Raw genomic sequence first — 19,963 nt, forward strand, 5'->3', positions numbered from 1 at the left:
TCCGGCGGCAACAGAGCCGCGAGACGGTGTGTAACAACCCGACAAGCGGACCCAGACTGCCCTCAAGGATGATGGGCGACATAGGTGGGCGGCGGATCGAGGCCAGGGAGGCGTAGGTCATGCAGAAGATCGGGTTGTACTACCCGTACGTGCACGTCCAGGACGACGCCTGGATGAAGACGGCGGCTCTGTACTGGCCGCAGATGGCCCGGGTGGTCCCAGACGGATATCCGGTGAGCGACACCGATTCGGCACAAGCACTCGCGGATCAGCTCGACTTCTTCGTTCCCGTACCGCCCGGCAGCGCACCGACGGCCGTCGAAGCGCCCTTCTTGGAGGTGATCCAGGAACACGCTGGCGTGCTCCGGCGGTACTACCACGTCGACGAGTGGGGCCGCAGCCTCGCAGTCCCGCCGGCACTACGTCGCACCAACGCCTACATCCCCCAGACGGTGACGCACACTAACCACGATGACCGACCCCCGGGGCACGTCGCCCACCTGTACTGGAAGGAGGTGTCTCCCAACCTGCGCGAGGCACTCATCCAGGAGGGGCTGGCGATCAATACGGATCGGCCGACATACGAAGGCAGCAACCCGCTCGGCACCTGGATCTCGATGGACCCCATGCTCGCCTGGGTCTACAAATGCGCCCTCACCGATGAACTGGCTCGCCGGAACCGCCTTCTGCCCACTACCGACCAGATCGCGGCTCACGCGGCAAACGAGGAGTGGACCACCGAGCGGATCGCCCGAGTGCTCCTGCGCGGCCGACCGCCGCAGACCGACAAGCCGGTGACGGCCGCCCTCGGGGAACTGGCCGTCCAGATGGTGTTGCCGACCGACATGGCGACCGTTCCCGTCGAGAAGGTCATCGAGCTTCGGCAGAAGCATGCGACGGAGTTCGACGCCTTCATGGCCACGGTGGACACCGTCGCCAGCAAGATCCAGGAGGACATCGCCGGGATCGAGAACCGTGAGGTTCTCGCGGCGTACCTCCGGCAGGTCAACAAGAACGAGTTCGAGGCACCGCTCCGCGAGCTGAGGACAGCCATGAGAAGCCTGAAGCTTGAGGCGACTACCGGAGTGCTCAACGTCCAGACGCAGACACCCGCCGCGATGGGCGCAGTCGGCGGGTACATCGGTGGCGGCCTGCCGTACGCCTCCGCGGCTGGCGTCGCGTTCGGCCTCTTCGGCTACGCCCGGCAGATCAGCAAGCAGCGCCAGGACGCACTCGCGGGTTCCCCGGTGTCTTTCCTCCTGCGGGTCGAGGCTGGCCTGCGTCCCGGGAACCTGGTCCGCCGCCTCGCGAGCCTCGCCCCCCGCGCGGGCGCCCGCTGAGCATCTGCTACCAGATCGGCCCCCGCGGACGGGGCAGGGCGGCAGCGCGCCTCTCCTCCGCGATCCGCGCTTGATCCCGCTGCTGAGCGTCTTCCTGGGCCTCCGCCGTGACGGGGCCACCGAAGGTGACTGCGGGCTCCGAGTCGACAGGGTCGAGGAAGTACCGGGCGGGCGGCCGGGTGGACCGGGCAGGAAGGTGCAGGCGGGCGACGCCAGCTGGCAGCTCGGTACGAAGCGCCCCGTGCCACCGGATCCAAAGCGCTGGGTGCCCGCGAAGGGCTTCGTCGCGGAGCTTGTCCACTGCAGTGCTGTCGTCGGTGCGATCGATCTCCACGGCGATCGGAGGACCGTCGCCGCGAACCAGCCGCAGGTCCAGGTGGGCCGACCATGGAGGTGACCAGCAGATCCGGCAGCCCACACGTTCCGCGCGAGGCGGGTCGATGTACCGGATCGGGGCCTCCCACCTGGTTTTCCAGCCGGCCGCTACTGCCCACTGCGCGACCGCAATGCTGATGGACTCGGTTGCCCGCGCACCGGTCAAGTCGGCGAAGGCGAAACGGCTCTGGGACAGATACGTGTGCAGGGCGGCGGCGAGGATCTCGGACTCACCGACTACCGAGGGTTCGATGGCCACACGCAGATTCTCGGCGATCCCACCGACAAACGGAGGTTGAACTGGGCACTTTCGCATAGGAATTGGCGGAGTGGCGTGTCGCTGAAGACGGATGCGTGCTGAGAGGCAGGGGTGGTGAATTTGCTCGGGCCGTGAGCGCAACTGCCCGGCTGTCTGGGCTACCGTGGAACCTCAGTCGAGCGTTTGGGGGCCACATGCAAGAACCGGACGGTCAGCCCCTACTGCAGGTTCCTAGAATTCCCATGCCGCCACGGCCCCCTCTGCCGGAGCCCGTCGTCGAGCTCGCCGACATGATGCTCGCCGTCGCACCCGACGCCGTCTTGGAGCAGCTCATCGGAGCGCTGAACACCCGACCGGTGCCGGAGATCCGCTCTCTCGTCGAACCGCTTATCCCTGAGCTTCCGGAGTCGTGTCGCCGTACCTGGGAGACCGATGGAAGAGGGCTGGAGGACGCACTGCGAGCGATCTTGGACGGTTCGAACGAGCATCAGCGGCGCAAGGCGCGCCTCCGCGACAAGTTGTTCAGGGAGGAACGCGAACGACAAGCCGGCCTGCCGAAATCGTGGGAGTCCGCAAAGCCCCGACTCGCGATCCAGATCAGGTGCGCGGGCAACGGCCGACGCTGCAAGGTTGTCCGAGGAAACGTGTTCACGCTTCCTGGGCGAGCACCAGGAAGTCCGGTCCTGCTCGTCGAGAACGACATGATCGCCCACGGTGCCGGCAAGCTCCAATTCTTGGTACCAGACGACTTCGGTGGTGGCGTCGACATCCTGTACAGCGCTCGATGCGACCACAACACCCTCGTCACGCATCGGGAAGGGGAGAGGGTCGTCAGCCGAGGGGCGGGTGTCCAGATGCCGGCGAACCTGCTGCAGGCGCCCTACTTCGCCTATCTGGAGACCGCCAAGCCGCAGACGCTCCGATGGGCACCCGGTGCGGCCCCGACGATGCACGCCTGATGTAGCATCCTGATACAACGTCAAATAAACCGTCGCCCGCAGCAGCGAGCTGCAGACATCCCCGGAGTTGGCACGCCGGAAGCCCCTGGGAGGGGTTTCCAATGGTGCTCGGAGATCTCAGTTACGTGGGACTCGGCGCAAGCGCGGTTCTCGTTGCGGTAGGCCGGACCGTTGTACGGCGGCTCTCAGGCCAGACCGGCGTGTCTTGGGCGAAGCTGGTTCTGGCTCGACCGATGTGGTGGGTAGGGGCGGTACTTCTGGGTGTTCCTGACCGGAAGGGGAAGTGGCCAGCCTTTCGAGACCAGGTCTTTCAAGCGTGGCAGATTCGCTTGCTCCCCACCTCAGCCCAAGAGGGTTTGACCAGCGGTGCTGAGACTGCGGTGGGCCCTGCGGCCTGACGGTGCTACCCGCGGATTAAGCACACGGAGGAGCCCCGACCTGATTCTCGGCCGGGGCTCCTCCGTGTGGCGCTCAGCCTGGATCCACCGGGTTGCGACTGAGGTGGGGAATGGGGTGACGCAGAGAGGTGCCTGCTGGGCTGGGAGGATGGGAGTTCTCTACGCTTCCGTCCGGCCCGACCAGCAAGGCACCTCGTAAGTGAAATCCTCCCACGGCTCTGCCGCGCTCTCCGTCGTGTTCGACGAGCCGAACCTGGTCGCGGACGCGGGGCTGGTCCGGTTGGCCGAGCGGGTCGGGCTTCCCGAACTGGTCGGTGAGCGACTGCGGATCGACCGGGCCGGCAACAGCGGCGGTGCCGACTCGGCTGCGAAAGTGATGACGCTGGTCGCGGCGATGTGCGCCGGGGCCGACTCGATCGACGATACCGGCCGGCTGCGGCACGGCGCGATGAGCCGGCTGTTCGACGGGGTGCGCGCCCTCCACGCCGGGCACCTTCCTGCGCGCCTTCACTCACGGGCGCAACCGGCAACTCCACGCGGTGCACCGGGACTTCCTCGCCCGCCTGGCTGTCGCCACCCCGCTGCTGCCCGGCCTGGACCGGGTCGCGTCCGTGGACGTCTACCCCACCCACCGCCGCGTCTACGGACGCGCCAAGCAGGGCGCCGAGGCCGGCCGGTTCAAGGGCGTGCGCACCCTGCACCCGATCCTCGCCGCCCTCAGCACGCCGACGGGCCGCCCGGTGATCGCGGCGGTCCGCCTGCGGCGGGGCAAGGCCGCCGATGCCCGCGGCGCCGGGCCCTTCACGGCCGAGGCCCTGGCGGCCGCCCGGGAGGCCGGGGCGGGCGGCACGGTGATCGTCCGCCCGGACAGCCAGTTCTACAACGCCGACGTGGTGGCCGCCTGCCACCGCGCGAGGGCGTACTTCTCACTGACCGCGCGCATGAACCCCCACGTCGCCGCCGCGATCAGCGCCATCGGCGAGGACGCCTGGACGCCGATCCGCTACCCCGAGGCGTTCGTCGACCCGGACACCGGCGACCTGGTCTCCGACGCCGAGGTAGCCGAGACCGAGTACACGGTGTTCACCGGACGCAGGAAAGCCGAGCACGCCACAGGCCGCCTGATCGTGCGCCGGGTCCGCCGCCTGAACGCCGAACCGGCGCCCGGGCAGGGCGAGTTGTTCACCGCCTGGCGCTACCACCCGGTGTTCACCGACAGCCCGTTCGCCACGCTCCAAGCCGAACTCCACCACCGCCAGCACGCGGTCATCGAGCAGGTCATCGCGGATGGCAAGGGATCGGCGCTGGCCCACCTACCCTCCGGCGACTTCCAGGCGAACAACGCGTGGCTGACCCTGTGGGCCATCGCCCACAACCTGCTGCGGGCCGCCGGAGCCCTCGCCGGGACCTTCCACGCGAGGTCCAACCACCGCGACCCTGCGGGCCCACCTGATCCACCTACCGGCCCGCATCGCCCGCTCGGCCCGACGGCTGACGCTGCACCTACCCGACCGCTGGCCCTGGCAGCCCGCGTTCACCGACCTGTTCCATACCGCCCACCCGCCACCAGCCTGATCAACGACCCGACCACCCGCCCCACAGAGCCCGACCGGAGCAGACGTGGAAGAGCTGGACAGACCAGCGGACACCCCACGCCCACCACCCGGCCACCCCGACCGAACCCCAAATCCGATTACTCTCGAATCAGGCCGGTGGATTCGGGCTGAGCGGAGGGCCTGGATCTGCGTGAGCGATGCGTGAGCGGACGGGGCAGCACGTGCCGGTTCGAACGGGATCGTGGATCACAGTGCAGCGTTCTGACCTGCGGGTGCATCGCCAAGTGGTCGATGCCGACAGCAGCGGGCATGATCACTGTCGGGCTCGTAATGCGTAGGTCATGGGTTCGAATCTCATAGGCGGCTCAGTGGAGGCCCAGGTCGCGTGGTTCGCGGCCTGGGCCTTTTATCGTTTCCGGGGTTCCTCGGCCGGGGGCTTCGGTGGGGTCAGGCGTTGGTGGTGTCGAAGGTGGTGCGGGCGCGTTCGACTTCGGGGAGGTGGGTGGTGGACCAGGTGGTGAGGGTGGCGAAGAGGGGGGCCAGGGTGAGGCCGAGTTCGCTGATCTCGTACTCGACCCGGGGCGGGACCTCGGGGTGGTAGGTGCGGATCACCAGGCCGTCGCGTTCCAGTTGGCGGAGGCGTTGGGTGAGGACCTTGGCGGTGATGGTGCCGACGTTCCGGTTGAGTTCGACGAAGCGCTGCCGGCCGAACTGGTGGAGGGTCCAGAGGATCGGGGTGGTCCAGCGGCTGAAGACGATGTCGAGCACGGGGGTGATCGGGCAGGCCTGGGCGCCGCCGGCGCCGGGGGCGGGGTGGTTCGGTGCGGTCACGGCGGGCCCTCTCCGTCGTCCGGTTTCTTTTGGGTAGCCACTTTATTCGGGGTGGTGGTCGATCGGTGGGTCGGTTTCCTCTAGGTACCTACTATATTCACGATGCTAGCTTCTTCGACGTGGCCGAACGGGCCACGGGGGCAAGGGACTTCGGGTCCCTGCGGATCGAGGAGTGCGATCATGATCGTTGTCACTGGAGCCACCGGGAACGTCGGCCGTCCGCTGGTCGCGCTGCTCGCCGGGGCGGGGGAGCAGGTCACCGCGGTCTCCCGCCGGGTGCCGCTCGGCGGCTTCCCGGAGGGGGTCGAGCACGTGGTCGCGGACTTGGCGGACTTCGCGAGCCTCCAGCCCGCGCTGAAGGGGGCGGACGCGCTGTTCCTGCTGCTGGGCGGCGAGCTCAACGGCCCCGGGGCGCCCGCCACCGAGTTGCTGGACCTGGCCCGGGAGGCCGGGATCGGGCGGGTCGTCCTGCTGTCCTCGCAGATCAACGGGACCAGGCCGGAGGCGGCCTCGCACGCCCGGCTGCGCGAGTTCGAACTCGCCCTGCGGCTCAGCGGGTTGGAGTACACCGTGCTGCGGGCCGGGGGCTTCGCCTCCAATGCGTACGCCTGGGCCGAGAGCGTCCGCGGACAGCGCGCCGTGCACGCTCCGTTCGGGGACGTGGCCCTGCCGGTCGTCGACCCGGCGGACCTGGCGGCGGTCGCCGCGACCGTGCTCCGGGAGGACGGGCACCACGGAGAGGTGTACGTGCTCACCGGGCCGGAGGCGATCACGCCCCGCCGGCAGGCGGCGGTGCTCGGGGCGGTGCTCGGGGAGGAGGTCGCGTTCGTCGGGCTCACCCGCGAGCAGGCCCGCGCGCACCTGGCGGCCTTCGTGCCCGAGGAGGTCCTCGACGGCACGCTCGACATCCTCGGCTCGCCCCTCCCCGAGGAGCAGTCGGTCAGCCCGGACGTCGAGCGGGTCCTCGGCCGCCCGGCCCGGAGCTTCGCGGACTGGGCGGCCGGGGCCCGTCCCGCCTTCCAGTAGGAGGTGTGGGAGGACGCGCATGCGGGGGCTCGGGGAACGGCGAGTCGGTGCTGCTGGCGGTCGGAGCCCGTCGGAGGGCCGTGCTGCTGCGTGTGGTGAACAGAACCGGGAGCGGGTGCGCGCCACGGCGGTGAACCGCTCGCAGACCCGGGCTCGCCGTTCCCCGAGCCCCTGACGGCGCTCCCGCTTCAGCGCTTCGCGGCGAGGAAGTCCTCCCAGGTGCGGGTGCCGCGGGCGTTCCGGGGGGCGGTGAGGGCGCCTGCGCGCAGGGCGCGGCCGGCGCGGCCGGGGAGGTGGAGGGGGAGGACCGGGCGGCGGCGGTCGTGGGCGCGCAGCCAGACGGTGGCGAGGTCGGTGGCGGGGCGGGTCTCGGGGCCGGCGAAGTCGGGGGCGCGGCCCGCGGGTTCGCCGAGGGCGAGTTCGACCAGGCGGGCGGCGACCTCGGCGGGGTGGACGGGCTGGACGGGGGTGCGGGAGGGCATGGGGAGGACGGGCAGCTTGGCGAGGGTGCCGAGCATGCCGTCGAGGAGTTGGGGGAACTGGGTGGCGCGCAGGTTGGTCCAGCCGAGGCCGGACGCGGCGAGGAGTTCCTCGCCCCGGAGCTTGATCCGGTAGTAGCGCATCGGGATCCGGTCGACGCCGACGATCGAGATGTTGACGACGTGCCGGACCCCGGCCCGCCGGGCGGCTTCCAACAGGTGGCGGAGGGCGGGCAGGTCGTGCTTCGGGTGCCGGGGGTCGCTGGCGCAGTGGATCACGGCGTCGGCGCCGGCGAACGCCGCGTCCAGGCCGGTGCCCGCGGCGAGGTCGCCGGTGTGCCAGTGGGTGCCGTCCCCGGCGGGGAGGGCGGTGCGCCGGGTGAGGGCGTGGACGGGGCGGCCGGTGTCGCGGGCGCGGCGCAGCACCTCGCGGCCGAGGACGCCGGTCGCGCCGGTCACCAGCAGCGGGAGGGCGGGGGAGTCCGCGGGCGGGTTCGCGGGGGAGTGCATGGTCGGGTTCCTCTCCGGTGGGCGGGGGTTCACCAGGAGGAACCGGACGGTCAGCCGTTCTGTGACAGCGCGCGGTGCCGTTCCGCGTAGTGGGAGAGTTTGTCCGGGTTGCGGAGGATCCGGATGCCGGTGACGCCGTCCGGTCCGGCCTCGACCGCGCTGACCGAGGTGAGGTCCGGGCCCTCCCAGCCGAGCAGGACGGCGGTGCCGTTGGCCTCGGCGAGTTCGAACCGGACGCCGTCGGTGAACCGTTCGAACAGGCCGGCCAGGAAGCGGGCGGCGTTGCCGCGGCCGTGCACCGGCCGGAGCGCGGCGCGGACCTTGCCGCCGCCGTCCGACCACACCACGACCTGTTCGGCGAGGAGCTGTTCGAGCTGCTCCAGCGACCCGTCGGAGGCGGCCCGCAGGAAGCGGCCGAGCAGGGCGGCGTTCTGCTCGGCGTCCGTGCCGGAGGGGGCGGAGGTGGCGGAGGAGGCGGAGGCGGCGGAGGCGGCGGGGGGAGCGGAGGCGGCGTGCGGGGCCTGGTCGGCGAGGTGCTTGTGGCCCCGGTGGTAGAGCTGCCGGGCGGCGGCCTCGGTGCAGTCCAGGACGCCGGCGATCTCCCGGTGGCTGTAGGCGAACGCGTCGCGCAGCACGACGGCGGCGCGCTCGGGCGGGGAGAGGCGTTCCATCATGGTGAGCACCGCGAAGGACACCGCCTCGCGCTGCTCGGCCCGCTCCATCGGTCCGAGCGCCCCGCCGGCCACCGGCTCCGGCAGCCAGGTCCCCGGGTACTCCTCGCGGCGGGCCCGGGCCGAGGTGAGCCGGTTCAGGCACAGGTTGGCGACCACCTTGTTGAGCCACGGCCCGGGCGCGGCGACCTGCCCGGGTTCGGTGCCGTGCCAGCGCAGGTAGGCGTCCTGCACGGTGTCCTCCGCCTCGGCGGCCGACCCGAGCATCCGGTAGGCCAGCGCGAACAGCCGCCCCCGGTGGCTCTCGAACTCCCGTGCTGCTTCGTCCCGTTGAGCGTTCACGGAGCCATGCTAGGGCGCAGGCCGATCCAGTCGGCGAGGCCGGTGGCGCCGGCCGGGGTGAGGTGGACGACGCGGGGGCCGGTGCCGTGCCGGATCCACTGCAGGGCGAGCAGCCGGGCGGTGAGGGCGGCTCCGGCGGCCCCGGCCAGGTGGTGCTGGCGTTCGCTCCAGTCGACGCAGTAGCGGACCAGCGGGCGGCGCGGCGGGAGGGCGTCGAGGTCGATGCCGAGCCGCTGCAGGGCGGCCCGGCCGGGCGGGGTGAGCCGGTAGTGGTGGTCGTGGCCGTAGCCGCTGGCGCGGTCGCGGACGGCGGCGGCCGGGTGGTGGGTGCCGTCGTGGCCGGTGAGCATTCCGCGGTCGAGCAGGGCACCCATCAGGGCGACGCCGAGCCGCCCCGCCAGGTGGTCGTAGCAGGTGCGGGAGCGGCGCAGCGCGTTGTCGGTGCTGCTCTCGCGCAGCGAGGTGATCGGCAGCGGGGGCGCGATCAGCGCGAGGGCCTCCAGGGCGTGGCCGACCTCGGGGCCGGACAGCCGGTAGAAGCGGTTGCGGCCGCTGCTGCGGACGGTGACCAGTCCGGCGTCGAGCAGCCGGGCCAGGTGGGCGCTGGCGGTGGGCGCGCCGATGCCCGCCTCGGCGGCGAGGACGGCGCCGGACAGGGCGCGGCCGTCGCCGAGCGCCTTCAGCATCCGGGCCCGGGACGGGTCGGCGAGCAGGGCGGCGGCCCGGGCGACGTCGGGCTGGCCGCTGGAGGGGGCGGGGAGGGCGGGCACCGGACCAGCCTACGGCGGGCACGGTTCGCCGGGGGACGAACGGTTCCGCGCCGAGACTGCCGTCATGACTTCTGCAGCGCGCACGCTTCCCGCCCCCGTCCGGCCGCCGGTGGCGCGGCTCGCCCTGCCGCCGCTGGTCGCGCTGAGTCTGGGCTCCTTCCTGGTGATGCTGGACGTGACGGTGGTGAACGTGGCGGTGCCGGGGCTGCGGGCCTCGCTGGGGGTGGGGGCGGCGGGGGTGCAGTGGGTGGTGGACGGCTACAGCGCGGTGTTCGCGGGGCTGCTGCTGCTCGGCGGCGGGATCGGCGACCGGTACGGGCACCGGCGGTCGTACCTGGCGGGGCTCGGGCTGTTCGCGGCGGCTTCGGCGCTCTGCGCGGCGGCCCCGTCGGGGGCGGTGCTGGTCGGGGCCCGGTTCGGGCAGGGGGCGGGGGCGGCGCTGCTGGTGCCGGCCTCGTTCGCGCTGTTGCGGGCGGCGTACCCGGACGGGGCGCTGCGGGCCCGGGCGGTGGGGGTGTGGGGGATGGTCTCGGCGGTGGCGTTCGGGGCCGGTCCGGCGCTGGGCGGGCTGCTGGTGGCCGGGCCGGGGTGGCGGTGGGTGTTCTGGGTGAACCTGCCGGTCGCGGCGCTGGCGGCGGTGCTGACCCGCCGGCACGTCCCGCCGGTGGCGGCGCGGCGGACGGCGCGGCGGGGCGATCCGGTGGGCCAACTGCTGGGCGTGGTCGGTCTGGTGGCGCTGGTCGGGGCGGTGAACGAGGCGGGCGTCCGGGGCTGGGGCTCGCCGTGGGTGCTGGGCGCGTTCGGGGCGGGCGCGGCGGCGCTGGCCGGGTTCGCCCGGGTGGAACTGGGGCTGGAGCGGCGGCTGGGGCGGCACTCGGACCCGCGGGTGGCGGACCCGCGAGTGGCGGAGCCGGGCGGGCAGGAGCCGGTCGGCCGGGAGCCGGGCGGACGGGGGCCGCTGCTGCCGCCCGCGCTGCTGCGGGACGGGCGGCTCGCGGCGGTGGACGCCGTCGGCCTGCTGCTCGGCCTGGGCTACTACGGGATGCTGTACGTGCTGACCCTGCACTTCCAACTGGTGTGCGGCTACGGCTCGTTGGGGGCGGGCCTGGCGCTGCTGCCCTCGGTGGGGATGGGCCTGCTCGCGGCCCCGCTGTCGAGCCGGCTGGCGGCCCGGTACGGCCCGTACCCGCCGATGGCCGGGGCGCTGCTGCTGGGGGCGGCGGGGTTCCTGGGCTGGTTGGCGGCGGGGCCGGACACGCCCTACCCGGTGCTGCTGCCGGCGCTGGCGGCGACCGGTCTGGCGACGCCGGTGACGGTGGTGTCGGCGACCGTCGCGGTGCTGGAGGCGTCCCCGCCGGACGCGGCGGGAACGGCCTCGGCGGTGTTCAACGTGGCCCGTCAGGTGGGTAGTTCGCTGGGCGTGGCGCTGTTCGGCACCCTGCTGGGCGGCTTGGGCCCGGTCCGCGGCCTGCACGTCTCGGCCCTGGTCGCGGCGGGCGCCTTCCTGCTCGGCGCACTGCTCGCGGTGCGGGTCCTGCGGCGGGGCCGGGCGGCGGGCGGTCGCTGAGTCCGTGTCCTCCGCTCCCCGTCCCCGCCCCGGCCCCGCCGTCCGGTGCTCAGCCCTGCTGGGTGGCGGCGGCGTAACGGGCGCTGACGTCCTGCCAGTTGACGACGTCCCAGAGCCGGGTGACGTAGTCGGGGCGGACGTTGCGGTACTGCAGGTAGTAGGCGTGCTCCCAGGCGTCGAAGGCGAGCAGCGGGACGCTGCCCTGGCCGACGTTGCCGTGGTGGTCGTAGACCTGCTCGACGATCAGGCGCCGGCCGAGCGGCTCCCAGGAGAGGATGCCCCAGCCGGAGCCCTGGACGCCGACGGTGGCGGCGGTGAGCTGCTGCCGGAAGGCGTCGAAGGAGCCGAAGTGCTCGGTGACGGCGTCGGCGAGGGCGCCCTCGGGGCGGTCGCCGCCGTCGGGGGAGAGGTTCTCCCAGAACAGCGAGTGCAGGACGTGCCCGGAGAGGTGGAAGGCGAGCGTCTTCTGCAGGCCGACCAGGGCGCCGAACTGCTCCTTGTCACGGGCCTCGGCGAGCTGGTCGAGGGTCGAGTTGGCGCCGTTGACGTACGCCAGGTGGTGCTTGGAGTGGTGCAGTTCGAGGATCTCGGCGGACATCGCGCGTTCGAGGGCGGAGTAGTCGTACGGCAGGTCAGGCAGCGTGTAGGCACCCATGGCGGAGCAGCCCTTCTCGTTCGACGGAGGGTCAGTTGCGAGTGCCACCTTATTGCACATTACTTGCAGGAGCGATAAAAGGTCATTAAGGCTCGGTGTCGCCACGTGACGAAGGCCCGTCCGGGCGAGAACCGGACGGGCCTTCAGCGGGACGGGCTTTCAGTGGGCCGGGCCTTCCACCGGACGGGCCTTCCACGGAGGGGCCGGGGGTCAGGACCGCCCGGCGGACGCCTCCTCGCGCAGCCGGTCCTCGGACGCGCCGCGCCGCCAGTAGCCGGAGAACGTCACCGCCCGCTTGTCGACGCCGCGTTCGCGCACCAGGTGCCGGCGCAGCTCCTTCACGGTGCCGGACTCCCCGGCGATCCACGCGTACGGGGCGCCGTCGGGCAGGTCGGCCGCGCGCAGCGCGGGCAGCAGGCCGGAGGGGGTGCCGGGCGCGCGGACCAGCCAGTGGACGCGCACGCCGTCGGGGGCGGCCAGGTCCTGGACGTCGGCGGCGTCCGGGACCTCGATCCAGGCCAGTCCGCGGGTGCCGGGCGGCAGCCACTCCAGGATGCCGCCCGCCGCGGGCAGCGCCGTCTCGTCGGCCAGCAGCAGGACGCAGCCGGTGTCCGCGGGCGGCCGGAAGGACACCGAGCGGTTGTCGGCGACGGCCGGGCCAAGCAGCACCACCCGCGCGCCGGGCCCGGCCGTCGAGGCCCAGGTGGTGGCCGGTCCGGCGTCCGGTCCGGTACCGTGCAGCGCGAAGTCGACGTCCAGCTCGGGCGGTTCGGCCCGCTGGGCGCGGACCGTGTACGAGCGCAGCACGGCCCGCCGCTCCGCCGGGATCGCCCGCCAGGCCGCGAACCAGCCCTCGCCCTCCGCGTACGGCAGCTCCGGCTCGTCCTGGCCGGGGTGCGGCAGGAACAGCGAGAAGGACTGGTCGCGCCCACCGCTCGCGAAGTCGCGCAGCGCCGCGCCGCCGAAGGTGACCCGCAGCAGGGTCGGGCCGAGCCGCCGGGTGCGCAGCACGTGCGCCGGGAAGAAGTCGTACTCCTGGGCCTGGCCGGTCATCCGACTGCCTCTCAGCTCAGCTTGCGGGACTTCTGGATGGCGGCGGTCAGCCGCTCGATCAGCGGGGCGAACCCGGCGTAGGAGAAGCGCGGCACCGCGTCCCACGGGGTGATCTGCTCGGCCTTGACGGCGGCCAGCTCGCCCCAGGCGGGCTTGGCGGCCAGGTCCTTGGGCTGCAGGGCGGTGGAGCGCTGGTCGAGCAGCAGCAGGTCGGCCGGGTACTTGCCGGCGTTCTCCCAGCTCAGGCCCTCGTAGTAGTCGCCGCCGTCGGTCTTCTCCGGCTGGATGAACTCGACGCCCAGCTCGGCGAAGTAGATCAGGTCGCAGGAGATCTTCGGGTTGGAGACGTAGAACAGGTCGGCGCTGCCGGAGCAGGCCATCACCTTGACGCCGCCGGCCGCCTTGACCGCCTGCCGCAGCTCCTCGGACGCCTTCTCGAACCGGGCCTTGGCGTCGACGACCTTCGCCGCCTTGAGGTCCGCGCCCAGCGACTCGGCGAGCTTGGCGTAGTGCTCGATCGGCTGGGTGATGGTGACCCGGCCGGTGGAGACCAGCGCCTGCGGGGCGAGCTGGAGGATCTTGTCCTTGGACTCGTCCGGCACGTACCAGTACGCGCCCGGGTCGTACATGTGGGTCACCAGCAGTTCGGGGCGCAGCGCCGCGTACTTCTCGATCGAGAACTCGCCCCAGGCGTTGCCGATGATCTCGATCTTGTCCACGTCCAGGCTGCCGGCCTGCGGGTCGGCCTTGCCGTCGGCGGCCTTGGTCTCGCCGAAGACGCCGACCAGTTGCCTGTCCAGGCCGAAGTCGGCGAGCGCGGCGGCGGCGCCGGTGAAGGCCACCACCCGGGCGGGGGTGCTCTTCGCGGTGACGGTCTGCGGGCGGTCGTCGGTGAAGCTCCACGCGCCGCCGCCCGCCGCGTCCTGGGCCCCGCCGGACGCCTTGCCGCCGGAGTCGCCGGAGGATCCGCAGGCGGCCAGCACCGCGCCGAGGGCGGTGGCTCCGCCCGCGGCGAGCAGGCCGCGGCGGGTCAGGCGGGGGGAAGAGGGCATGGCGGTACCTCGGTTCGAGCGCTTCGGGGCAGGGGGAACCGCACCCCGGTGGGAGCGCCGGAGTGCGGTACCCGGCGGTAGCCGCCGGGCGTACGCAGGTTAACCTAACCTAAGTTGCGGTACGGAGGGCCCCCGGGTCCGCCGACCCGTTCCCCGACCGATCCGGAGCACCCTTGAGCACCACCGGCTCCCTCCCGATACCCGGCGCCGCCACCGCCCGCCGCGGCTCGCCCCGCGCGCTCGGCCTGGTCGCCGGGCTGCTCGTGCTGCTCGCCGTCCTGGTGCTCAGCCTCGGCCTCGGCGCCAAGCAGCTCGGCCCCGCCGAGGTCTGGCACGGACTCCTCGACCCGGACGCCCCCGGCTACACCGTCGTCCACCGGATGCGGCTGCCCCGCACCCTGCTCGGACTGCTCGCCGGCACCGCGCTCGGCCTGGCCGGCGGCGTCATGCAGGCCCTCACCCGCAACCCGCTCGCCGACCCCGGCCTGCTCGGCATCAACGCGGGCGCCTCCGCCGCCGTCGCCACCGCGGCCGCCGTGCTCGGCGTCAGCTCCTTCACCGGCTACGTCTGGTGGGCGCTGGCCGGCGCCGCCCTGGTCTCCGTCCTGGTGTACGCCGTCGGCGGCGGACGCGGCGCCACCCCCGCCCGGCTCGCCCTGGCCGGGGCCGCGCTCAACGCCACCCTGTACTCGTACGTCAGCGCCGTGATGCTGCTGGACACCGCCTCGCTCGACAAGATGCGCTTCTGGACGGTCGGCTCGCTGGCCGGGGCCCAGACCTCCACCGTGCTCGGCATCCTGCCGTTCGTCGCCGTCGGCGCACTGCTCGCGCTCGCCCTGGCCCGCCCGCTGAACGCACTGGCGCTCGGCGACGACGCGGCCCGGGCGCTGGGGGCCCGGCCCGCGGCGGTCCGGGCCGCCGCGATCGTCGCCGTCACCCTGCTGTGCGGCGCGGCCACCGCCGCCTGCGGCCCGATCGTCTTCGTCGGCCTTATGGTCCCGCACCTGGTCCGCGCCCTCACCGGCCCCGACCTGCGCTGGATGCTGCCCTACTGCGCCGTCCTGGCCCCCGTCCTGCTGCTCGGCGCCGACGTCCTCGGCCGCGTCCTGGGCCGCCCCGGCGAACTCCAGGTCGGCATCGTCACGGCCGTCCTCGGCGGCCCGTTCTTCCTGTACTTCGCACGACGGGGGAAGGCCCGCGCATGAGGACGACGACACGAACCGGACGGGCCGCGGCCGACGCGCGGGCGACGGTGCCGGGAACGCGGGCGGTTCCGACGCCCGCGGCGGGAGCACGGGCCGCGGCCGGTGCCGGGGAGGTGCGGGCGTGAGGACGTTGCGGGTGGCCCGGTTCTCGGTCCGCTACCGGCCGCGCGGGCTGGCGGTGTGCGCGGGCGCGCTGCTGGTGACGGCGGTGGTCGCGGTGTTCGCGCTCGGCCGCGGGGACTACCCGATCGCGCCGGGGGAGGTGGTCCGGGTGCTGCTCGGCGGGGGCGGCCCGGCCGAGGACTTCGTGGTCAACCAGCTGCGGCTGCCCCGGATCGTCACCGCGCTGCTGGTCGGCGCGGCGCTGGCGCTCGCCGGGGCGCTGTTCCAGACCCTGGTGCGCAACCCGCTGGGCAGCCCGGACATCCTCGGCTTCACCCAGGGCGCGGCCACCGGCGCGCTGCTGGTCGTGGTCGCGGGCGGCTCCAGCGCCGCGCTGGCGGGCGGCGCGGTCGCGGGCGGCCTGGCCACCGGCGTGCTGATCTACGCGCTGGCCTGGCGCGGCGGCGTGCAGGGCGCCCGGCTGGTGCTGGTCGGCATCGGGACGGCGGCGATCCTCACCGGCGTCAACGGCTACCTGCTGACCCGCACCCAGCTGATGGACGCCGCCCGCGCGGTGCTCTGGCTCACCGGCAGCCTGGACGGCCGCGGCTGGGAGCAGGCCCGCCCGCTGCTGGTCGCGCTGGCCGTGCTCGTCCCGCTGGTGCTGATCGGCTGCGGGCCCGCGCTGCGCGCCCTGGAGCTCGGCGACGACGCGGCGAGCGGGCTGGGCGTGCGCCCCGAGCGGCTGCGGATGGTGCTGCTGGGCGCCGCCGTGCTGCTCGCCTCGCTGGCCGCGGCGGCCGCCGGACCGGTCAACTTCCTGGCCCTGACCGCCCCGCAGCTGGCCCGCCGGATCACCCGCTCGCCGGGCCCGAACCTGGCCGCGTCCATGTGCACCGGCGCCGCGCTGCTGGTCACCGCCGACTTCGCCGCGCAACACCTGCTCGGCGAGCGCCAGTTGCCGGTCGGCGTGGTCACCGGCGTGCTCGGCGGCGGCTACCTGGTCTGGCTGCTGGCCACCCAGCGCCGGGCCGGCCGCCTGTGAACGGCCCCGACCCGGCGGCGGACCCGGCCCCGCCCGTGGAGAACCGCCCGTGAAGAACCGCCCGTGAAGAACCGCCCGTGAAGAACCAGCCCCCGTCCGTCCCGTCGTCCCGAACGGAGCCCCCGATGGCCCAGCCCGAGCCGCGCCTGGCCGGCCGCGACCTGACCCTCGCCTACGACAAGCGCACCATCGCCGAGGGCCTGACCGTCGACGTCCCCGACCACTCCTTCACCGTGGTGGTCGGCCCGAACGCCTGCGGCAAGTCCACCCTGCTGCGCGCGCTGTCGCGCACCCTCAAGCCGGTCGCCGGGCAGGTGCTGCTGGACGGGCGGTCGATCGCCACGCTGCCCGCCAAGCAGGTCGCCCGCACCCTGGGCCTGCTCCCGCAGTCGTCGATCGCCCCCGACGGGATCACCGTCGCCGAGCTGGTCTCCCGCGGCCGCTACCCGCACCAGGGCGTGCTGCGCCAGTGGTCGGCCGAGGACGAGCGGGTGGTCGCCGAGGCGATGGCCGACACCGGCGTCGCCGAACTCGCCGACCGGCCGGTGGACGAGCTCTCCGGCGGCCAGCGCCAGCGGGTCTGGATCGCGATGGCGCTGGCCCAGCAGACCCCGCTGCTGCTGCTCGACGAGCCCACCACCTACCTGGACATCGCGCACCAGATCGAGGTCCTCGACCTGTGCGCCCGCCTGCACCAGGAGCAGGGCCGCACCCTGGTCGCCGTGCTGCACGACCTCAACCAGGCCGCCCGCTACGCCACCCACCTGGTCGCGCTGCGCGACGGGAAGCTGGTCGCGGCCGGGCCGCCCGGCGAGGTGGTCACCGCCGAACTGGTCGAGGAGGTCTTCCGGCTGCCCTGCCGGGTCATCCCCGACCCGGAGACCGGCACCCCGCTGGTCGTCCCCGCCGCCAACCGCCGCGCCCCCGCCACTACCTGAGCCCGCCGCGCCCCCGCCACGGCCCGGCCCGGGCCCGGATGGGAGACCCGCCGCCGGAAAGGCTCGGGTTCCCGCCGGTTCGGTCGGATACTGGCGGTATGCGTGCCAATGCGGAGAACCCCGAGAATCCCGAGTACCCCGAGGACGACGACGAGCAGTCCCCGGCCGTGCTGGAGGCCGCCGACCAGGAACGGGCGGCGGTCGAGCCGGAGGTGGACGACCTGGAGGTGTTGCGGCAGCAGCGCGAGCGCGGCGCGGAGCCCGCGGACGAGGGCGACGCGGTGGAGCAGGTCCGCGAGGTCGCGCTGGAGGACGAGGACTACCGCGACTAGCCGGGCGGGCCTCAGATCTGCTCGCGGCGCTTGAGCCAGGCGAAGGCGGCCCAGCCCGGCAGCACCGGCAGCACGAAGGTCAGCAGCCGGAACAGCATCACGGACGCCCGCGCGTCGTCCTCGCCGATGCCGCCGGTCAGTTCGAGCAGTCGGGGCATCAACAGCTCCACTCCGCCCGCGCCGCCGGGCGTCGGCACCACGTTGCCCGCCGCGTTGCCGGCCAGGAAGGTCATCGCGACGGCGTTGAAGCCCGGGTGCTGGCCGGCCGCGCGGGTGCAGCAGTACAGGCACATCACGAAGCACATCGACACCAGCAGCTGCCCGGCCACGCCGGTGGCGAGCCGGCCGGGCCGCTGGGCCAGGTCGAGCAGCCGGGGCAGCACCTCGGCGCGCAGCGGCCGCAGCAGGGTCTGGGCGCGCCGCCGCAGCGAGGGCACCGCGGCGACCGACACCGCGACGACGGCGGTGACCGCGCCGGCCAGCCAGACCACCCAGCCGCTGGTCAGCGGGGAGGACGACTCGCCGCCGGCCTCGGCGGCGTCCACCCCGACCAGGGCGCTGAACACGGCGAGCTGCAGCATGTGCAGCAGCAGGCCGAACAGCTGGCTGACGCCGATGCTGGACATCGCCTGCGCGGTGGGGATGTTCGCGCACTGCAGGTAGCGGGTGTTCAGGGCGAGGCCGCCGACGCCGCCGGGGGCGACCACCTTGACGAAGGAGCCGGCCACCTGGGTGGCCAGGGTGGAGCGGAACGACAGCTTCTCGGGGACGAAGCCGCTGAACGCGAAGGTCGCCACCGGGTAGCTGACCGCGGCCCAGAGGACCGCGCCGGCCAGCCACAGCGGATCGGCCCCGGCGACCACGTCCACCGGGTTGGGGAACTGCAGCAGCCCGTACCCGACCACGACGCAGGCCACGACGGCGAGCAGGGTGCGCGGGCGCAGCCGCTCCAGCCGGACGGGCACGGCGGTGGCGGTGGACTGCGGCGTCTGCCGCTGCACCTCGGCGCGCAGGACGGCGGCCAGCTCCTTGTGCCGGGCGAGCGCGGACCGGGTGCGGCGGGCCAGCGCGATCGGCTGCAGCAGCGGCAGCGCGGCGCTGACCGGCCCGGGCCCGAGCACCTCGACCGCGGCCCGCACCGCCCGCCGGGGTCCGGCGTACAGGGCGAGGACGGCGAGCAGCCCGGCGACGTCCAGGCGCAGCAGCAGTTCGCTCGCGGCGATCTCGCCGTTGGCCAGGCCGACCAGGTGGACCCTGCCCTCGGCGTCCAGCAGCACGGTGTTCGGGGAGAGCGCGCGGTGCGCGATCCGGCGGCGCTGCAGCAGGGCCAACTGCTGCCAGGCGTCGCGCAGTTCGGCGTCGGTGGGGCCGGCGTCGGGGTCGGCCTCGGTGGCGGGATCGGCGGCGGTCTCGGTTCCGTCGGCGGTGTCGCTGTCGGTGCCGGTGTCGGTGGCGCTGCCGTCCGGTCCGGGCAGTTCGTCGAAGAGTTCGGCGAACGGCCGGGCGTCGATCCGCCGGTAGGCCACCAGGGCGGCGTCCGGGCCGAGTTCGACCGCCGCGAGCGGGGTGCGGGTGCGGGCCCCGGCGGCGGACGCGGCGTGGCCGAGCAGGGTCTGGTGCTCCAGCCCGTCGCGCAGCGGGCGCAGGCCGAACGGGCGGGGCGCGGTGCGCAGTCGCAGCGCCAGCCACAGGTGGCCGAGCAGCCCGCTGGCCTGCGCGTACCGGTCGAGCAGGTGGACGTCCAGGTCGGGGCGGTCGCCGTGCTGGGTGACCAGGTAGCGGCCGCTGCCGAGCATCAGCACCACGTCCGGGCGGACGCCGGTGCCGGCCAGCGCGGCGGCGATCTGGCCCTCGGAGGGTTCGCCGACCGGCTCGCCGACGGCGTACCGGGTGGCGTGCGCGGCGGTCCAGCCGAGCAGCAGCGCCAGCAGCAGCGACAGCGGGGTGGCGTACCCGGTGACCAGCCCCGACAGTCCGGTCAGGCCCAGCGTGACGGCCAGCGCGGTGCGCCAGCGGCGGCGTCCGGCGGTGCCGAGGGCGGTCATGAAGGCCAGCACCGGCGCGAGGTGCCCGTACACCGGGTCGGTGCGGCCGAGGCCGGAGGGCAGCGGGTGGGTGAGCGCGGTGAGGTCGCCCACCAGCAGGTCCAGGCCGAGCGAGAGGCCGTAGGCGAGGACGGCGGCGAGCACGCCGTCGGCAACCCGGCGGCCCTCCCCGCGCAGCACCCGGTCGACGGCGAAGCCGAGCGGCACGGTGAGCAGCGCGGCGCCGCACAGCGCGGCGGTGAGCTTGGCGGGCGGCCAGGGCAGCAGTTCGACGCCGCGGGCCACGTCGCTGTCCAGGCCGAGCGCGGAGGAGCGGGCGTAGGAGGCCAGTAGCAGCACCAGGGCGGTCCAGCACGCCCCGCCGGCGAGTCGGATCAGCTCGGCGGGGTGGCGGACCCGGTCCACCCGTCCGGTCCGGGCCCGGCGCGGGGGCGGAGGCGGGAGCGGGGGCGG

Annotated in this window: 17 protein-coding genes and 1 pseudogene; 9 read left to right on the forward strand and 9 right to left on the reverse strand. The window is 73.8% G+C overall.

Translation table 11 applies throughout. The features are described from left to right. Positions 1-119: 119 nt before the first annotated feature. Positions 120-1,340: a DUF6236 family protein gene (locus tag ACWEO5_RS19395; protein WP_452163519.1), complete on the forward strand. Its 1,221-nt coding sequence runs from the start codon at positions 120-122 to the stop codon at positions 1,338-1,340. A gap of 7 nt (positions 1,341-1,347) precedes the next feature. On the opposite strand, the gene ACWEO5_RS19400 is transcribed toward ACWEO5_RS19395, so the two are convergent. Next, on the reverse strand, positions 1,348-1,974 hold the full coding sequence (locus tag ACWEO5_RS19400) for a hypothetical protein (RefSeq protein WP_452163520.1): 627 nt from the start codon (positions 1,972-1,974) through the stop codon (positions 1,348-1,350). A gap of 242 nt (positions 1,975-2,216) precedes the next feature. Here ACWEO5_RS19400 and ACWEO5_RS19405 point away from each other — a divergent pair, with 242 nt between their 5' ends. Together ACWEO5_RS19405 and ACWEO5_RS19410 are read left to right on the forward strand one after the other, a co-directional pair. Next, entirely contained in the window at positions 2,217-2,933 is a 717-nt protein-coding gene (locus tag ACWEO5_RS19405; protein ID WP_452163521.1) for a hypothetical protein, read from the forward strand. A 597-nt stretch (positions 2,934-3,530) separates the two neighbouring features. Continuing rightward, positions 3,531-4,906, forward strand: a pseudogene (locus ACWEO5_RS19410) (IS1380 family transposase). Between the two features lie 428 nt (positions 4,907-5,334). On the opposite strand, the gene ACWEO5_RS19415 reads toward ACWEO5_RS19410, so the two are convergent. Continuing rightward, positions 5,335-5,718 (reverse strand): winged helix-turn-helix transcriptional regulator, encoded by a 384-nt coding sequence (locus ACWEO5_RS19415; protein ID WP_452163522.1) that lies wholly within the window; start codon positions 5,716-5,718, stop codon positions 5,335-5,337. Positions 5,719-5,898: 180 nt separating this feature from the next. Between ACWEO5_RS19415 and ACWEO5_RS19420 the strand changes: the two genes are divergently transcribed. Then, entirely contained in the window at positions 5,899-6,744 is an 846-nt protein-coding gene (locus ACWEO5_RS19420) for an NAD(P)H-binding protein (protein WP_452163523.1), read from the forward strand. A gap of 188 nt (positions 6,745-6,932) precedes the next feature. Here the strand turns inward: ACWEO5_RS19420 and ACWEO5_RS19425 are convergent, their stop codons facing one another. The 3 genes from ACWEO5_RS19425 to ACWEO5_RS19435 are packed head-to-tail and all read right to left on the reverse strand — an operon-like array spanning position 6,933 to position 9,516. After that, entirely contained in the window at positions 6,933-7,733 is an 801-nt protein-coding gene (locus ACWEO5_RS19425; RefSeq protein ID WP_452163524.1) for an SDR family oxidoreductase, read from the reverse strand. A 50-nt stretch (positions 7,734-7,783) separates the two neighbouring features. Next, positions 7,784-8,746, reverse strand: coding sequence for a sigma-70 family RNA polymerase sigma factor (locus ACWEO5_RS19430; RefSeq protein ID WP_452163525.1), 963 nt, complete (start codon positions 8,744-8,746; stop codon positions 7,784-7,786). Next, positions 8,743-9,516, reverse strand: coding sequence for an ArsR/SmtB family transcription factor (locus ACWEO5_RS19435; RefSeq protein ID WP_452163526.1), 774 nt, complete (start codon positions 9,514-9,516; stop codon positions 8,743-8,745). The genes ACWEO5_RS19430 and ACWEO5_RS19435 overlap by 4 nt, the downstream gene beginning before the upstream one ends. A 64-nt stretch (positions 9,517-9,580) precedes the next feature. Here ACWEO5_RS19435 and ACWEO5_RS19440 point away from each other — a divergent pair, with 64 nt between their 5' ends. Next, on the forward strand, positions 9,581-11,083 hold the full coding sequence (locus tag ACWEO5_RS19440) for an MFS transporter (protein WP_452163527.1): 1,503 nt from the start codon (positions 9,581-9,583) through the stop codon (positions 11,081-11,083). A gap of 49 nt (positions 11,084-11,132) precedes the next feature. Here ACWEO5_RS19440 and ACWEO5_RS19445 read toward each other — a convergent pair whose 3' ends face one another. From ACWEO5_RS19445 to ACWEO5_RS19455, 3 genes are all read right to left on the reverse strand, one after another. Further along, complete coding sequence (locus ACWEO5_RS19445; RefSeq protein WP_344558295.1) at positions 11,133-11,738, reverse strand: superoxide dismutase; 606 nt, start codon at positions 11,736-11,738, stop codon at positions 11,133-11,135. 210 nt (positions 11,739-11,948) lie between these two features. Continuing rightward, complete coding sequence (locus ACWEO5_RS19450; protein WP_452163528.1) at positions 11,949-12,791, reverse strand: siderophore-interacting protein; 843 nt, start codon at positions 12,789-12,791, stop codon at positions 11,949-11,951. Between the two features lie 11 nt (positions 12,792-12,802). Further along, positions 12,803-13,843 (reverse strand): ABC transporter substrate-binding protein, encoded by a 1,041-nt coding sequence (locus ACWEO5_RS19455; protein WP_452163529.1) that lies wholly within the window; start codon positions 13,841-13,843, stop codon positions 12,803-12,805. Between the two features lie 173 nt (positions 13,844-14,016). Here ACWEO5_RS19455 and ACWEO5_RS19460 point away from each other — a divergent pair, with 173 nt between their 5' ends. The 4 genes from ACWEO5_RS19460 (at position 14,017) to ACWEO5_RS19475 (ending at position 17,465) form a co-directional block, all read left to right on the forward strand. After that, positions 14,017-15,048, forward strand: a complete 1,032-nt coding sequence (locus ACWEO5_RS19460) for a FecCD family ABC transporter permease (RefSeq protein ID WP_452163530.1) — start codon at positions 14,017-14,019, stop codon at positions 15,046-15,048. A gap of 121 nt (positions 15,049-15,169) precedes the next feature. After that, positions 15,170-16,195, forward strand: coding sequence for a FecCD family ABC transporter permease (locus ACWEO5_RS19465; protein ID WP_452163531.1), 1,026 nt, complete (start codon positions 15,170-15,172; stop codon positions 16,193-16,195). A gap of 125 nt (positions 16,196-16,320) precedes the next feature. Continuing rightward, positions 16,321-17,133, forward strand: coding sequence for an ABC transporter ATP-binding protein (locus tag ACWEO5_RS19470; protein ID WP_344558285.1), 813 nt, complete (start codon positions 16,321-16,323; stop codon positions 17,131-17,133). A gap of 98 nt (positions 17,134-17,231) precedes the next feature. Further along, the gene (locus ACWEO5_RS19475; RefSeq protein ID WP_344558283.1) at positions 17,232-17,465 is read left to right on the forward strand and encodes a hypothetical protein; all 234 of its coding nucleotides are present in this window, start codon (positions 17,232-17,234) and stop codon (positions 17,463-17,465) included. A gap of 11 nt (positions 17,466-17,476) precedes the next feature. Here ACWEO5_RS19475 and ACWEO5_RS19480 read toward each other — a convergent pair whose 3' ends face one another. Further along, on the reverse strand, positions 17,477-19,915 hold the full coding sequence (locus ACWEO5_RS19480) for a lysylphosphatidylglycerol synthase transmembrane domain-containing protein (protein ID WP_452163532.1): 2,439 nt from the start codon (positions 19,913-19,915) through the stop codon (positions 17,477-17,479). Between the last annotated feature and the right edge of the window lie 48 nt (positions 19,916-19,963).

Source organism: Kitasatospora sp. NPDC004272, assembly GCF_053603035.1.